Annotated in this window: 13 protein-coding genes; 5 read left to right on the plus strand and 8 right to left on the minus strand. The window is 73.2% G+C overall.

Annotated elements, in window-relative coordinates:
* Positions 1–61: 61 nt before the first annotated feature.
* The 3 genes from ACFVSN_RS22250 to ACFVSN_RS22260 all read right to left on the minus strand — a co-directional run bounded on the left by ACFVSN_RS22250 (position 62) and on the right by ACFVSN_RS22260 (position 3,922).
* Positions 62–745: a nitroreductase family protein gene (locus tag ACFVSN_RS22250; protein ID WP_380437507.1), complete on the minus strand. Its 684-nt coding sequence runs from the start codon at positions 743–745 to the stop codon at positions 62–64.
* 118 nt (positions 746–863) lie between these two features.
* The gene (locus ACFVSN_RS22255) at positions 864–2,519 is read right to left on the minus strand and encodes an ABC-F family ATP-binding cassette domain-containing protein (protein WP_380437505.1); all 1,656 of its coding nucleotides are present in this window, start codon (positions 2,517–2,519) and stop codon (positions 864–866) included.
* A gap of 173 nt (positions 2,520–2,692) precedes the next feature.
* Positions 2,693–3,922, minus strand: a complete 1,230-nt coding sequence (locus ACFVSN_RS22260; protein WP_380437503.1) for a trypsin-like serine peptidase — start codon at positions 3,920–3,922, stop codon at positions 2,693–2,695.
* Between the two features lie 571 nt (positions 3,923–4,493).
* Here ACFVSN_RS22260 and ACFVSN_RS22265 point away from each other — a divergent pair.
* The 3 genes from ACFVSN_RS22265 (at position 4,494) to ACFVSN_RS22275 (ending at position 6,911) form a co-directional block, all read left to right on the plus strand.
* Positions 4,494–6,101 (plus strand): ABC-F family ATP-binding cassette domain-containing protein, encoded by a 1,608-nt coding sequence (locus ACFVSN_RS22265; protein WP_380437501.1) that lies wholly within the window; start codon positions 4,494–4,496, stop codon positions 6,099–6,101.
* A 212-nt stretch (positions 6,102–6,313) separates the two neighbouring features.
* On the plus strand, positions 6,314–6,526 hold the full coding sequence (locus ACFVSN_RS22270; RefSeq protein WP_380437499.1) for a hypothetical protein: 213 nt from the start codon (positions 6,314–6,316) through the stop codon (positions 6,524–6,526).
* 10 nt (positions 6,527–6,536) lie between these two features.
* Positions 6,537–6,911: a toxin Doc gene (locus ACFVSN_RS22275; protein WP_380437497.1), complete on the plus strand. Its 375-nt coding sequence runs from the start codon at positions 6,537–6,539 to the stop codon at positions 6,909–6,911.
* 51 nt (positions 6,912–6,962) lie between these two features.
* On the opposite strand, the gene ACFVSN_RS22280 is transcribed toward ACFVSN_RS22275, so the two are convergent.
* The 5 genes from ACFVSN_RS22280 to ACFVSN_RS22300 form a co-directional block, all read right to left on the minus strand.
* Positions 6,963–7,616 carry a Pr6Pr family membrane protein gene (locus tag ACFVSN_RS22280; protein WP_380437495.1) on the minus strand — a complete coding sequence of 218 codons (654 nt, stop codon included), beginning with the start codon at positions 7,614–7,616 and terminating at the stop codon, positions 6,963–6,965.
* Between the two features lie 150 nt (positions 7,617–7,766).
* Positions 7,767–8,438, minus strand: a complete 672-nt coding sequence (locus tag ACFVSN_RS22285) for a response regulator (RefSeq protein ID WP_380437493.1) — start codon at positions 8,436–8,438, stop codon at positions 7,767–7,769.
* A 185-nt stretch (positions 8,439–8,623) separates the two neighbouring features.
* A complete protein-coding gene (locus ACFVSN_RS22290) occupies positions 8,624–9,895 on the minus strand; it encodes a histidine kinase (RefSeq protein ID WP_380437491.1) in 1,272 nt (423 codons plus the stop codon).
* A gap of 16 nt (positions 9,896–9,911) precedes the next feature.
* Positions 9,912–10,904, minus strand: coding sequence for a hypothetical protein (locus ACFVSN_RS22295; RefSeq protein ID WP_380437489.1), 993 nt, complete (start codon positions 10,902–10,904; stop codon positions 9,912–9,914).
* Between the two features lie 164 nt (positions 10,905–11,068).
* Positions 11,069–11,593 (minus strand): GNAT family N-acetyltransferase, encoded by a 525-nt coding sequence (locus ACFVSN_RS22300; RefSeq protein ID WP_380437487.1) that lies wholly within the window; start codon positions 11,591–11,593, stop codon positions 11,069–11,071.
* 339 nt (positions 11,594–11,932) lie between these two features.
* Here ACFVSN_RS22300 and ACFVSN_RS22305 point away from each other — a divergent pair, with 339 nt between their 5' ends.
* Positions 11,933–13,111, plus strand: a complete 1,179-nt coding sequence (locus ACFVSN_RS22305; protein ID WP_387956447.1) for a CaiB/BaiF CoA transferase family protein — start codon at positions 11,933–11,935, stop codon at positions 13,109–13,111.
* Between the two features lie 2 nt (positions 13,112–13,113).
* Positions 13,114–14,256, plus strand: coding sequence for an acyl-CoA dehydrogenase family protein (locus tag ACFVSN_RS22310; protein WP_380437483.1), 1,143 nt, complete (start codon positions 13,114–13,116; stop codon positions 14,254–14,256).
* Positions 14,257–14,273: the final 17 nt, after the last annotated feature.

Genomic DNA, 14,273 nt, shown 5'->3' on the forward strand with positions numbered 1-14,273 from the left:
CCGCCGTGGACCGGAAGCACGCGGGAGGCGGACGTCCGCGGCCCCGCGGTCGCGGGAGCGCTCAGAGCCGCACGAGCACCTCGTCGAGCTCCTTGCGCCGCAGGTCCGGCACGCGCGCCCCCTCGGCCGGGTAGCCGACCGGGATCACGTACGCGGCGCGCTCCTCCGCCGGGCGCTCGCACACCTCGTTCAGGAACTTCATCGGGCTCGGCGTGTGGGTCAGCGTGGCCAGTCCGGCCTGGTGCAGCGTGGCCAGCAGCAGCCCGACCGCGATGCCCACCGACTCCTTCGTGTAGTACGGGCGCGGCGAGCCCGGCCCCTTGTGCACCTCGAACACGACGATCACCGCCGGCGCGTCCTCCAGGAACGGCTTGTGCCAGTCGGTGCCGATCGGCGCCAGCGCCGTCAGCCACTCCTCCGAGGCCCGGTGCGCGTAGAACTCGCGCTCCTCCGCCTCGGCGGCCTCGCGCAGCCGCCGCTTGCGCTCCGGGTCGGTGATCACCACGAACCGCCACGGCTGCACGTGCGCGCCGCTGGGCGCGGTGTTGGCGGTGCGGACCGCCCACTCGACCACGCCGTCCGGGATCGGGCGGGTGGAGTAGTCGCGGACGGTGCGGCGCTGCGCCATCACGTCGTGGAACGACCTGCTGCGGGCCTCGGCCTCGTGGGCCGGCACGGTCATCGGGGTGTGCGGGACGGTCGGGTGGGCCGTCTCCGCCACTGCGCTCTCTGCACTCTCAACCATGGCGGACAGCACAGCACATGACGGTTCCGCCGGGAAGAGGTCGAGACCAATCCCGGCGGAACCGCCAAGTGCCGCGTGTCGTGCGCGCCGTGCTGCGCCCGGCCCGGACGTGCAGCTGCTACAGCTCGTGCACCCGTCCGTCCCGGACCTCCAGGCGCCGGTTCACGGTGACGGTGTCCAGCATCCGCCGGTCGTGCGTGACCAGCAGCAGCGTGCCGGTGTACGACGCGAGCGCGGACTCCAGCTGCTCGATCGCGGGCAGGTCCAGGTGGTTGGTGGGCTCGTCCAGCACGAGCAGGTTGACCCCGCGCGCCTGGAGCAGCGCCAGCGCGGCGCGCGTGCGCTCGCCGGGGGAGAGGGTGGCGGCCGGGCGCAGCACGTGCACCGCCTTCAGGCCGAACTTGGCGAGCAGCGTGCGCACGTCCTCCGGCGACAGCTCCGGTACGGCGGCGGAGAACGCCTCTACCAGCGGCTCCCCGCCCAGGCTGTGCTCGTTCTTGAAGATGTGCCCGCGCGCCTGGTCGACCTCGCCGACCACGACGCCCGAACCCAGCACGGCGCTGCCGCCGTCGAGTTCGAGCCGGCCGAGGAGGGCGGCCAGCAGCGTGGACTTGCCCGCGCCGTTGGCGCCGGTGATCGCGACCCGGTCGGCCCAGTCGATCTGCAGGTCCACCGGGCCGAAGGAGAAGTCGCCGCGGCGGGCGACGGCCGCGCGCAGGGTGGCGACGACGGAGCCGGAGCGCGGCGCGGTGGCGATCTCCATCCGCAGCTCCCACTCCTTGCGCGGCTCCTCGACCACGTCCAGCCGCTCGATCATCCGCTGCGTCTGCCGGGCCTTGGAGGCCTGCTTCTCGGTGGACTCGGTGCGCTTCGCCTTGGCGTTCTTGTCGTTGTCGCCGCTCTTGCGGCGGGCGTTGCGGACGCCGTGCTCCATCCAGTTGCGCTGCATCTGGGCGCGCGCCTCCAGCGAGGACCTGGTGTCGGCGTACTCCTCGTACTCCTCGCGGGCGTGCCGGCGGGCGACCGCCCGCTCCTCCAGGTACGCCTCGTAGCCGCCGCCGTACAGGTTGACCTGCTGCTGGTGCAGGTCCAGCTCCAGCACCTTGGTGACCGTCCGGGCCAGGAACTCGCGGTCGTGGCTGATCAGCACGGTGCCGGCGCGCAGGCCCTTCACGAAGGCCTCCAGCCGCTCCAGGCCGTCCAGGTCGAGGTCGTTGGTGGGCTCGTCGAGCAGGAAGACGTCGTAGCGGGAGAGCAGCAGCGAGGCGAGGCCGGCCCGGGCGGCCTGGCCGCCGGACAGCGCCGTCATCGGCAGGTCGAGCGAGACCTTCAGGCCGAGCGAGTCGGCGACCTCCTCGGCGCGCTCCTCCAGGTCGGCGCCGCCGAGGTCGAGCCAGCGGTCCAGGCTGGTCGCGTACGCGTCGTCGGCGCCCGGGCGGCCCTCGACCAGGCCCTCGGTGGCCGCGTCCAGCTCGGCCTGCGCGGCCGCGACGCCGGTGCGCCGGGCCAGGAAGTCGCGCACCGACTCGCCCTCGCGCCGCTCCGGCTCCTGCGGCAGGTGGCCGACGTTGGCGCTCGCCGGGCTGAGCCGCAGCGAGCCCGCCTCGGGGGTGTCCAGCCCGGCCAGCAGCCGCAGCAGGGTCGACTTGCCGGCGCCGTTCACGCCGACCAGGCCGATCACGTCGCCGGGGGCGACGACCAGGTCCAGGCCGGAGAAGAGGGTGCGTTCGCCGTGGCCGGCGCTGAGGTCCTTGACTACGAGTGTGGCGCTCATGATGGGGCCGATTCTACGGAGCCGCGGGCCCCGGGCGGAAAACACCGGGGTCGCGGCTGTTCCCAGCCACGGCCCCGGTGCTCACTCGCCTGGACGTTCATGCGTTCAGGCGCTCGGCTTGCTCCCGCGCGGCGCTACTTCGTGGTGCTCCTGCGCGGTGCTGCTTCGTGGTGCTACTTCGTCTTCTTCGAGATGTAGTCCAGCGCCTTGGCCGCGACGTCGTCCAGGTACGGCCCGGCCTCCCAGGTGTTGTCCTCGCCACCGATGGAGGTGTCCGAGACCAGCACCTGCTTGCCGTCCTTCATCGCGAACCAGCCGCCGCCGCTGTCACCGCCGGTGCCGTTGCAGCCGGAGGTCAGCATGGCCGGGCGGGACGGGTCGATGGTGCGGCGGGCCGGCTTCGGGCCGTCGCAGTGGTCCAGCTCCATGCCGTCGAACGGCTTGGCGGCCGGGTAGCCGTAGCTGCTGACCGCGGTGATCTGGTCGCGCGGGGCGTTGAACCAGACCGGCACGGAGCCGCCGACCGTCTCCTCCAGCGACTTGCCGCCGCCGTCCGGGTTGGCGACCCGGACGATGCCGAAGTCGTACTGGCTCCACGGGCCGCCGCTCTCCGGGTCGGCCTCGCCGGCCCAGGTCGGCGACACGATGCCGGCGGTGGCGCCCCACTCGCCGAACGGCTCGGCCTGCGCCAGCGAGCCCTGCTTGCCGCCGCTGAGCACGCCGTTGCTGTTGAAGGCCGGGGCGAAGACGATGTCGGTGTGCGACTTGCCGCCCTTGCCGCCGTGCAGGCAGTGGCTCGCGGTCCACACCAGGTTGCTCTTGCCCGGGTTGGCCGGGTCGGAGATCACGGTGCCGGAGCAGACGTACTCCTGGGTGCCGTCCATGAAGAACAGCTTCCCGTTGACGTTCAGGTTCTTCGCGAACGGGTGCTGGACCGGCTTCATCTGGACCAGGGCCGGCTTCGGGTCGTTGCCGCCGTCGGCCGGCGGCTGGACCGGGGCCTGCGAGGTCGGCTGGGCCGGTGCCGGCGCGGCGCCGGTCGGGGCCGGGGCGGTCGGCTGGCCGGTGGGCTGGTTGCCCAGGCCCGGCTTGACCGGCTTCGCCTTCAGGATCTTCTGCAGGTCCCAGTAGCCCTTGACGGCCGGGGTGATGACGTTGGCCTGGGCCCACTTCTCCCAGTCCTCGGGCTTCCACTTCTTGATCTCGTCGACCGTCGGGAGCTTGATCGGCGCGGCGCCCGGCTTGGCCGTGTCGCCCGCCGCGGCAGCGGTGGTGGGCGCCGCGGTCTGCGCCCCGGTCGAGCTGTCGCTGTTGTCCGGGCCGCACGCCGAGGCCAGCACCATCGTCAGCGCGACGACGGAGGCGCCCAGGGCGGCACGGGTGGTCCGGGATATCGATGACATCGTGTTCTGTTCCCCCTGTGAATGAACGCCATACGGCCCGATCCGCGGGTACGGCCGCGAGGGCCGCAGGTATGGCAGGTGAGGAGTCTGCCATGCCGCATAAGGGCTTTCTCACGTCCGCCCCCGACTGCGACGAGGCTGTCACGGGATCGGCACCGGATCGGCACCTCGGCATTGCCGCCTTCGCCGGCGCCGGTCCCGCGGCTCCGACGCCGGTCCGCGGGGCGTACGGAAATTCGGTTGCGGAGCGGTGCGCGGGGTCCGTAGCGTCGTGTCCGTCAGTCACCCGAACAGGAGCAGGCCGTTGAACTACTGAGGTCCCAGGACACCGCCCCGCCGCGCAGGCCGCTTCGCCGCGCGGTGTGCGTCATGGTGTGCGACCTCGGTCACGGCCCCTGTGGTTCCCCACGGCTCGTGCGGCGTTCTTCTCAGCTGTCCTCCGCCGCGTTCTGCCGTTCTCCGCCGCTTCCCGCCGTTTTCCGCCGAGCCCTTTCGCGCCCTTCCGCACCCGCGGTGTCTCCCCGTGTTGCTCACCCCGTTTCTCCACCAGCAACCAACCGGGAGGCCGACCATGGCACAACCCACCACCGCCGTCCTCTGCACCGACCTCGACTTCGAGTGGCCCGACGGCAAGTCCGTCCTCGACGGCTTCCAGCTCGCCGTCGGCCCCGGCCGCACCGGCCTGATCGGGCTCAACGGCGCCGGCAAGTCCACGCTGCTGCGGCTGATCGCCGGGGACCTCACGCCCTCCGGCGGCACCGTCCGCGTCGCGGGCGAACTCGGCTACCTGCCGCAGGGGCTGACGCTCGACACCGCCCTGCGCGTGGACGAGGCGCTCGGCGTCCGGGCCGCCCGCGAGGCCCTGCACGCCATCGAGTCCGGCGACACCGCCCAGCACCACTTCGACGCCGTCGGAGACGACTGGGACGTCGAGGAGCGCGCCCGCGCCACCCTCGACAAGCTCGGCCTCCAGCGGCTCGACCTCGACCGCACCACCGGCGAACTCTCCGGCGGCGAGGCCGTGTTGCTGCGGCTGGCCGCCTTGCTGATGCGCCGCCCCGACGTCCTCCTGCTCGACGAGCCCACCAACAACCTCGACCGTGCCGCCCGCGAGCGGCTCTACGAGACGGTGGCCGGCTGGCGCGGCGTCATGCTGATCGTCAGCCACGACCGCGAACTGCTCGAACACGTCGACCAGATCGCCGACCTGCGCGACGGCCGGATCACCTGGTACGGCGGCAACTTCACCGAGTACGAGCGCACGCTCGCCGCCCAGCAGGAGACGGCCGAGCGGCTCCTGCGCAACGCCGAGGCCGACGTCCAGCGCCAGAAGCGGGACCTCGCCGACGCCCGCATCCGGCTCGACCGCAGCGCCAGCTACGGCAAGAAGCGCTCGGTCACCCGCAACGACCCGCACATCTTCGCCGGCATGCTCAAACGCCAGGGCCAGGAGACGGCGGGCCGGCTCACCGGCATGCACACCGAGCGGCTGGAGGAGGCCAAGCAGCGGCTCACCGCCGCCGAGGAGGCGGTCCGCGACGACGCCGAGATCCGGATCGACCTCCCGCGCACCGCCGTCCCGGCCGGTCGCACCGTGCTCACCCTGCAGAAGGTCCGGCTGCCCAACGGCGCCACCGCCGACCTCGACCTGCGCGGCCCCGAGCGGATCGCGCTGGTCGGGGGCAACGGCAGCGGCAAGACCACCCTGCTGCGCACCATCGCGGGCGAACTCGTCCCGCCGGCGGGGGAGGTCACCACGCCGGTGCCGCTGCGCCACCTGCCCCAGCGGCTCGACCTGCTGGACGACGGGCTCACCGTCGCGCAGAACGTCAAGCGGTTCGCCCCCGCCGCCGGGGACAACGCGATCCGCGCCCGGCTCGCCCGCTTCCTGTTCCGCGGCGGGCGGGCCGACCAGCCGGCCGTCACGCTCTCCGGCGGCGAGCGGTTCCGGGCCACCCTGGCCGCCCTGCTGCTGGCCGACCCGCCGCCGCAGCTCCTGCTGCTCGACGAGCCGACCAACAACCTGGACCTCGCCAGCGTCCGCCAGCTCACCCAGGCGCTCGCCGCCTACCAGGGCGCGCTGATCGTGGCCAGCCACGACCTGCCGTTCCTGCGCGGCCTCGGTCTCACGCGGTGGCTGGAGCTGGACGGGGAGCTGAGGGCGGTGGCCCCGATGTAGCCGTGGCCTGCTCCCGCCCACCGATGTTGTTCCTCGTCCGACAGCACACGGCGGGCCGGGCTCAGGGCCGAGTCCTTGAGCCCGGCCCGCTCGTCGGGGGTGAACACCGGCACCCGCGGGTCCGGCGGGACGCCCGGACCGTCGAAGCCGTCCTTCCGCGCCGTGGTGCGGTCCGGTGTTCAACTGCCTTGGGAGCCAGTAGCATCGGGGTCATGCCAGCGCTCAACATCGAGTACACCGAGCACGAGCTCGCCGCGATCCGGGCGGCGGCGGCCGCGGACGGGAAGAGTGTCAAGGCGTACGTGCACGACCTGAGCGTGCGGGAGCAGCAGCGGCGGGTCTTCGTCGATCACGCGGTGTCCTTCTGGAAGGAGCACCGCGCGGAGTTCGACGCGGCGTTCCCGGAGGACGCGCCCGCCGCGTGAGGGGGCGGGCGTGACGGTGTTGCACGTCGATCTGCGCTGGCTGCTGGACGTCCAGGAGCACGCCTCGCCGGAGGACCTCAGCGTGCGGGACTACTCGGCGCTCCAGGCCGCCGTCGCGCGACACCGGGTCAACACCGCGCAGCTCGGGCACGAGGCCGACGCCGCGTGGTGCGCCGCGACGCTGATGCACACGATCGTCCTGCTGCGGCCGCTCCCGGTGCGCAACAACCTGTACGCCTGCATGACCACGGCCGCGTACATGCATGCCGCCGGCGAGGGCGTCGACCCTCCGTACGGGGCGCTGGTGGAGCTGGCCCGGGACGTCGCCGAGGGCCGGGCGGACGTCTACACGGCGGCCGACCGGATCCGCTCCTGGCGGATCTGAGCACGCGTGGGCGGATCCCACGAGTGATCGACCGGCCGCCGGGGTTCGGTGCTACGCCTCGGTGGCGGCGGGCCGCAGCTTGCCCGCGACCAGCGTGCCCAGCCGGTCCAGGCCGACCACGGCCGCGCCGAGCACGACGAACTCGACCGTCAGCATGCCGATCTGACCCCACACGTAGCCGTATCCCTTGGTCGTCGGGTCGAAGAAGAAGTACGGGTACTTCAGCGGGAAGTCGGCGAACAGCGCGTTGCGGGTGAGCACGATCGCCGCGTACCCGAGCGGGAAGGCCAGCCAGAGCGGGATGTCCCGCCAGGCGGAGGCGTTGCGGGGCTTGAGCAGCAGCCAGTCGGCGACCACCATCAACGGCGTCACGTAGTGCAGGAAGAACGACGACCAGTGCGCCAGCTTGTCCGGCCCGTCGACGAGCCCCGGCAGCGGGTTGGCGCCGTGCTGGAGCAGGATGTGCGAGACCAGCCCGGTGATGACGATGTACAGCGTGGCGGCGCCGCGCAGTCTGGGCGCGGGCGCGTCCACGGTGCCGCGCTTGAGCATCCAGTAGGCCGCGCCGATGAAGTAGCCGAGCACGATGACGTTGCTCTGTACGGTGAAGTACACGAGCGACGCGTTGCCGAGCGTCAGACCGAGGAATGCCGACAGCGCGATGCCCATGCGCCACCACAGCGCCGGGCGGGTCCGGACTGACATGCGGCCACCAGTTCGTTTCAGGCGATACGGGAGGTATCGGACGGGCAGGGGATCGAAGCACTCTACTCGCAGGTAGTGGCCGGATGAAAGAATCGTTCCTGCGTGAAGGGCGCTGAGCGGCTCAGCCGGGGAGCGCGAACCCCGAGCGGCTCAGCCGGGGAGCACGAATCCCGACTCGTACGCCGCGATCACCGCCTGGGTGCGGTCCCGGGCGCCGAGCTTCGCGAGCACGCTGCCGACGTGGGTCTTCACCGTCTCCTGGCTGACGACCAGCTCCCGCGCGATCTCCCCGTTGTTCAGCCCGGTGGCCATCAGCCGCAGCACCTGGGCCTCGCGCTCGGTCAGCCGCCCGATCGGCCCCCGGTCCGGGGCGGCGGCGCCGCGGGCGGCCGCGGGCGCGTGCCGCAGGGCGAGCTCCCGGACGGCCGCCGGGAACAGCAGCGAGTCCCCGCGGGCGACCAGCCGCACCGCCTGCACCATCTCCTCGGCCCGCGCCCGCTTCAGCAGGAACCCGGCGGCACCGGCCCGCAGCGCGTCGTACACGTGGTCGTCGTGCTCGAAGGTGGTCACGACGAGGATCCGCGGCGGCTCGGCCATCCCGCCGACCAGCTGTTCCGTCGCCCGGATCCCGTCGATGCCGGGCATCCGGACGTCCATGAGCACGACGTCCGGCCGCAGTTCGCGCACCAGTGGCACGACCTCGGCGCCGTCCGCCGCCTCGCCGACGACGTCGAGGTCCGGCTCGGCGTCGATCACCACCCGCAGGCCCATCCGGACCAGCCGTTCGTCGTCCGCGATCACCACGCGGATGTTCCCCGTCATCTCGTCTTCCCCGTCGGTTGGTTGGCGTTCGGTCGGCGTTCGGTCGGCGTTGGTTCGCGTTCGGTTGGCGTCTGGGTGGCGCTCGGTCGGCGTCGGTCGGTGTCGGTTCGCATCGGTCGGCGTCCGGTGGGTGTGTGGTCGATGTCCGGTGTCCGGTGGCTGATCGGCCGGCGTTCCATCCGTTCCTACCGGCCGGCGGGCAGCCAGACGGCCAGCCGCCACGCCGTGCCGTCCCCGGTCGGCCCCGCCTCGCTGCCGCCGCGCAGCGCCGCCGCCCGTTCCCCGATGCCGCGCAGCCCGCGCCCGCCGCCGGGGCGGCTGGGGCGCGCGGAGCCCAAGGGGTTGGTCAGTTCGATGTCCACCCGGCCGTCGGCCAGGGCCACCCGCAGCGCGGCCGGCGCGGGCCCGGCGTGCCGCAGCACGTTGGTCAGGCCCTCCTGGACGATCCGGTACGCCTCGCGGGAGACCGCCGGCGGGAGCCGGTCCAGGCCGGGGGAGAGCTCGGCGTCGACCCGCACGCCGGTGCGGGCGAGCTGACGCAGCAGGTCGTCCAGCCCGGTCAGGGTGGGGCCGGCGGGTCCGTCTCCGGTCTCCTCCTCGCGCAACAGCCCGAGCACGGTGTCGAGTTCGGCGACGGCGGCCCGCGCGGTCTCCTCGATCGCGGCCAGCGCCTCGGCGGCGAAGTCCGGGTCGCTGCGCAGCACCCTGGCCGCCGCCGAGGCCTGGATGCCGACGGCGCTCAGCGCGTGCCCGACCGAGTCGTGCAGTTCCCGGGCCAGCCGGTTGCGCTGGGCGAGCACGGCGGCCCGGCGTTCGGCCACGGCCAGCCGTTCCTCGGGGGTCGGGCCGAGCAGGACGGGCGCCCAACGCGCGAGCAGCGCGCCGCACGCCGCGTTGGTGCCGGCGATCAGGGCCAGGACGGCCAGGCCGAGGGCGACGCCGGTGAGCATCCAGCCGGGAAAGCCCCGCTCCCAGTAGTGGGTGAGGTCGTTGACCCCCGGGAAGTCGAAGATGAGCACGACCGCGAACGGCGCCCCGGCCAGCGTCATCCCGGCGACCACCCCGCCGAGGAACAGGTGCAGCACGTACCAGCCGGCCGCGCGGCGCCGGGCCGCCCACGACCGGGCGGGGCCGGTGGCCAGCGCCTCGGGCCGGTCGGGCGTGCACAGGGCCCGCGCCGCCGCGCTCTCCAGCGTGCGGACGGTCGGCAGCAGGGCGGTGACGGCGGCCATCGGCAGCGAGGTGCCCACCGAGAGGAGCTGGAGCAGGAGTTGGCGCAGGTGGGACTGGTTGTTGTTGAGCGCCCCGAACAGTACCTGCGACAGCAGCCAGTACGGCATCAGCAGGGCGCCGCCGAGTACCAGGTGCACCCAGCGCAGCCGTGCCCGTCGTCCGAACAGCGTCTCCGCCGTCCGCCGGATCCGCCCCTGCCGCTGCGCCCGCGCGCCCGTTTTCACCTGCCCGCCCCCGTGGTCACGCGCGCGACTCTACGGCAGGCGACGGCCTTGCGGCGGCGGCCGCCGCCCGTTCGGTCAGCGCCATCGCGCCCGCCGCCAGGGCCAGCAGGCCGGCCACGACCTGCCCGGCCTCCACCAGGACCATCAGCCCGGGCACCGCGTGAGGCAGGTCCGGGACGGTCGTCGTGCTTCCGAACGCCACCAACTGCCAGGCGCCCCAGGCGAAGACCGACCCGGCCGCGGTCCACGCCACCGCGAACGGCGTCCGCAGCCGCCGCCCCGGCCCGATCCGGAATACCAGCACCAGCAGGGCACCGGCGGAGGCCACCGCCATCAGCGCCGTCACCGCGTCCATCGTCGCGATCGACCTGCTGCGCTCCTCGGCCCACTGCAGCGGCAGCCCGACCGTCCCGCCCGCCGCCCAGTACGCCCGGACCACCGCGACGCCCAGCCCGAGCAGCGCGGCCACGCCCGCGAAGACGCGCTGCACGACGAGCGTGGGGGAGTCCGGCAGGTCGCCGATCCGGTCGTGCAGCAGGCCCGCCCAGCGCCGGCGGGCGTACAGGACGAAGGCGAGGATCAGTGCCACGCCCTGCACCGAGAACCCGCCGTACACCAGCCCGAACACCCAGCCCGCGAGGCCGTCGTCGGCCTGCTGCGCCGCGTTCTGGTGCTCCGGGCCGAGCACCAGCCCGGCGATCAGTGTCACCGGCACGGCCACCAGGATCGTTCCGAGCAGCCCGGTCGCCACCCACATCGGGAACGCCACCAGCCCGGCCCGCACCCGTCGGCCCCACGGCCGGACGAAGGTGAGCGCGAGTGCCAGGGCGATCGCGTCCATCCCGAAGGTGATGAGGTTGAGCAGCCAGAGCTTGTCCATGGAGCCCGGGTCGCGCACGCCGACCTCGGACCCGCTCAGCCAGAGCGACTTGAGCGTCAGGTAGGGCACCGTCGAGGCCATCGCGACTCCGGCCGCGACGCCCCGCACCACATCCTCTTTGTTCCTCATGCCCCTACGGTCGCGCCGGGGGCGGGGGCGGCACGTCGGTCCTGGAAACGATCCCCCTCCCCCTGGCGGGGGATCCGGCAACGGGGTCCTGCGCCAGGGGGAGGGGGAGGGGGGAGAGGGAGGGTGAGGGGAGGTGAAGGGGCGGGGTGGGGCGGGGTGGGGTCTCAGGGCATCCGGTGGATCAGGCGCTCCTCGTGGTCGACCCTGCCGTCCGGGTCCGGGACCAGCCCGAGCCGCTCGGCCAGCCGCCGCGACGGCAGGTTGTCGGCACGGATCAGCGCGGTCACCGGCAGGCCGGGGAACCGGGGCAGGGCCTCCGCGAGCGCGGCCCGGGCCGCCTCGGCCGCGTACCCGAGCCCCCAGGCGGCGGGCCGGAACCGGTAGTAGAGGTTGAACACCGGCTCGTCGTCCAGCGTGTGGAAGCACACCCCCGCGAACCCGATCACCACCCCCGGCTCCTCGCGCGTCGCCACCGTGCAGTACCCGACCCCGTCCCGCGTCCACTGCGCCACGAAGCCGTCCAGCATCGCCCGGCTCTCCGAGCGCTCCCGGTGCGGCCCGTGCGGGTTGTACCGGTTGGTCTCCGGATCCCCGTGAACGGCGAACACCGCCTCCACGTCGTCGTCCTGCGGCCGCGTCAGCAGCAGCCGTCCGGTCTCGGTGACGATCGTGCGTCCGGCAACGGTCATGACGGTTCCCCCGTGTCATCCGTAATAGATCCAGTGCACCCTAGACCATTACCCCCGTCGTCCGCCTCACGGAATCGGCTCACATCCGACCGCCTCGCCCCCGGCCGGGTGGTGAAGTCCGGGTTCCCCCTGCGTGGCTCACATTTTCCCGGTGCGGAGGGGGTGCCCCTCGCAGCGCGAAGACGTTATTGGGTAGCGCCGTCAGCGGGCGGAGGGACTCTCCGTGGTCGTCGCGGCACGGGGGGGTTGGGGTGTCGAGGTCTTGTTACCGGCGGGTCGCTTCTCTATCATCGCGAGTGTTACAGCTTTACTGTCAAACCCCGAAGGGTTCTGCAGCCAGTGCGTGACACCAGTGGTTCCCAGGCCTCGGGTGGCGGTCCGTTGGCGGGTGTGCGGGTGGTCGAGCTCGCGGGGATCGGCCCCGGGCCGTTCGCCGGCATGTTGCTCGCGGACCTCGGCGCCGACGTGGTGCGGGTGGACCGGCCCGACCCCTCGCCGCTCGGCATCGACCCGGCGCGGGACGTCACCAACCGCAACAAGCGCTCGGTGCTGATCGACCTCAAGTCCCCGGACGGGCCTGCCCGGGTGCTCGACCTCGTCGAGCGGGCCGACCTGCTGATCGAGGGCTACCGGCCCGGGGTCGCCGAGCGGCTCGGCGTCGGCCCGGACGCCTGCCTCGCGCGCAACCCCGCGCTGGTGTACGGCCGGATGACCGGCTGGGGGCAGGAGGGGCCGCGCTCCGCGCAGGCCGGACACGACATCGGCTACGCGGCGGTCGCCGGCGTGCTCGGGCTGGTCGCCGCCCCCGGCGGGGCCGAGGAGGCGCCCGGGATCCCCGCGAACCTGCTCGGCGACTACGCGGGCGGCTCCCTCTACCTCGTCGTCGGCCTGCTCGCCGCCCTGCACCACGCCCGCGCCACCGGCACCGGCCAGGTCGTCGACGCGGCGATCGTGGACGGCGCCGCGCACCTCGGCAGCATGCTGTGGGGCCTGCTCGCGGCCGGCCACTGGCAGGACCGCCGGGGCGTGAACCTGCTCGACGGCGGCGCCCCCTTCTACGCGGTCTACCGGGCGGCGGACGGCGGTCACCTCGCCGTCGGCGCGCTGGAGCCGCGCTTCTACGCCGAGTTCGCCCGCCTGCTCGGCCTCGGCCCGGACGCGCCCGGCCAGTACGACCTCGCCCGCTGGCCCGAACTGCGCACCCTGATCGCCGAACGCTTCGCCACCCGCACCCGCGCCGAGTGGGAGGCCGTCTTCACCGGCTCCGACGCCTGCGTGGAACCCGTCCTGACGCTGCGCCAGGCCGTCTCCGACGCCCACCTGGCGGCGCGCGGCACCTACGTCGAGGCGGACGGCGTCACCCAGCCCGCCCCCGCCCCGCGGTTCTCCGCCACCCCCGGCTCGCTGCGCCGCCCGCCGGCCAGGCCCGGCGCGCACACCGCCGAGGTGGCCCGCGACTGGGACGTGCCCCTCCTGAGCCCCGACCCGGACAACTCCGCAGCAGAACAAGGAGCGTAGCGTTGCAGCGCGACATCTTCACCGAGCAGCACGACGACTTCCGGGACACCGTCCGGTCGTTCCTCGCCAAGGAGGTCCTGCCGCACTACGACCGCTGGGAGAAGGCCGGCATCGTCGACCGCTCCGCCTGGCTCGCCGCCGGGCGGCAGGGGCTGCTTGGCATCGCCGCCCCGGAGGAGTTCGGCGGCGGCGGCGCCCCGGACTTCCGCTACGCCGCGGTGCTGGCCGAGGAGTTCGCGCGCGCGGGCGTCCCCGGGCTGGCGATCGGGCTGCACAACGACATCATCGGCCCCTACCTCACCTCGCTCGCCACCGAGGAGCAGAAGCGCCGCTGGCTGCCCGGCTTCTGCAGCGGCGAGATCATCACCGCGATCGCGATGACCGAGCCCGGCACCGGCTCCGACCTCCAGGGCATCCGCACCCAGGCGGTCGACCAGGGCGACCACTACCTGCTCAACGGCGCCAAGACCTTCATCTCCAACGGCATCCTCGCCGACCTCGTGATCGTCGTGGCCCGCACCACCCCCGAGGGCGGCGCGCACGGCCTGAGCCTGCTCGTCGTCGAGCGCGGCACGCCCGGCTTCGAGCGCGGCCGCAACCTCGACAAGATCGGCCAGAAGTCCCAGGACACCGCCGAACTGTTCTTCGAGGACGTCCGGGTGCCGAAGGAGAACCTGCTCGGCGAGCTCAACGGCGGCTTCGTCCACCTGATGCAGAACCTCGCCCAGGAGCGCCTCGCGATCGCCGTCGCCGCGATCGCCGGAGCCGAGTACCTGGTCGAGATCACCACCGACTACGTCAAGCAGCGCGAGGCCTTCGGCCGTCCGCTCGCCAAGCTCCAGCACGTGCGCTTCGAGATCGCCGAGCTCGCCACCGAGTGCGCCGTCACCCGGGCGTTCGTCGACCGCTGCATCACCGAGCACAATCGCTACGCTCTCACCCCGGCGGACGCCTCGATGGCCAAGTGGTGGGCCACCGAACTGCAGAAGCGCACCGCCGACCGGTGCCTCCAACTGCACGGCGGGTACGGGTACATGAGTGAGTTCCCGGTCGCCCGGGCGTTCACCGACGGGCGCATCCAGACCATCTACGGCGGCACCACCGAGATCATGAAGGAGATCGTCGGCCGCTCCATCCTCGGCTGACGCCCTTCCGTCCGGCC

This window comes from Kitasatospora sp. NPDC057904 (assembly GCF_042887925.1).
Lineage (GTDB): Bacteria > Actinomycetota > Actinomycetes > Streptomycetales > Streptomycetaceae > Kitasatospora.

Bases quoted from the DNA above. Each gene is read 5' to 3' on its own strand.
- ACFVSN_RS22270 (WP_380437499.1), top strand. From the start codon at position 6,314: ATGCCAGCGCTCAACATCGAGTACACCGAGCACGAGCTCGCCGCGATC.
- ACFVSN_RS22300 (WP_380437487.1), bottom strand. From the start codon at position 11,593: ATGACCGTTGCCGGACGCACGATCGTCACCGAGACCGGACGGCTGCTG.
- ACFVSN_RS22295 (WP_380437489.1), bottom strand. From the start codon at position 10,904: ATGAGGAACAAAGAGGATGTGGTGCGGGGCGTCGCGGCCGGAGTCGCG.
- ACFVSN_RS22265 (WP_380437501.1), top strand. From the start codon at position 4,494: ATGGCACAACCCACCACCGCCGTCCTCTGCACCGACCTCGACTTCGAG.
- ACFVSN_RS22260 (WP_380437503.1), bottom strand. From the start codon at position 3,922: ATGTCATCGATATCCCGGACCACCCGTGCCGCCCTGGGCGCCTCCGTC.
- ACFVSN_RS22250 (WP_380437507.1), bottom strand. From the start codon at position 745: ATGGTTGAGAGTGCAGAGAGCGCAGTGGCGGAGACGGCCCACCCGACC.
- ACFVSN_RS22255 (WP_380437505.1), bottom strand. From the start codon at position 2,519: ATGAGCGCCACACTCGTAGTCAAGGACCTCAGCGCCGGCCACGGCGAA.
- ACFVSN_RS22280 (WP_380437495.1), bottom strand. From the start codon at position 7,616: ATGTCAGTCCGGACCCGCCCGGCGCTGTGGTGGCGCATGGGCATCGCG.
- ACFVSN_RS22285 (WP_380437493.1), bottom strand. From the start codon at position 8,438: ATGACGGGGAACATCCGCGTGGTGATCGCGGACGACGAACGGCTGGTC.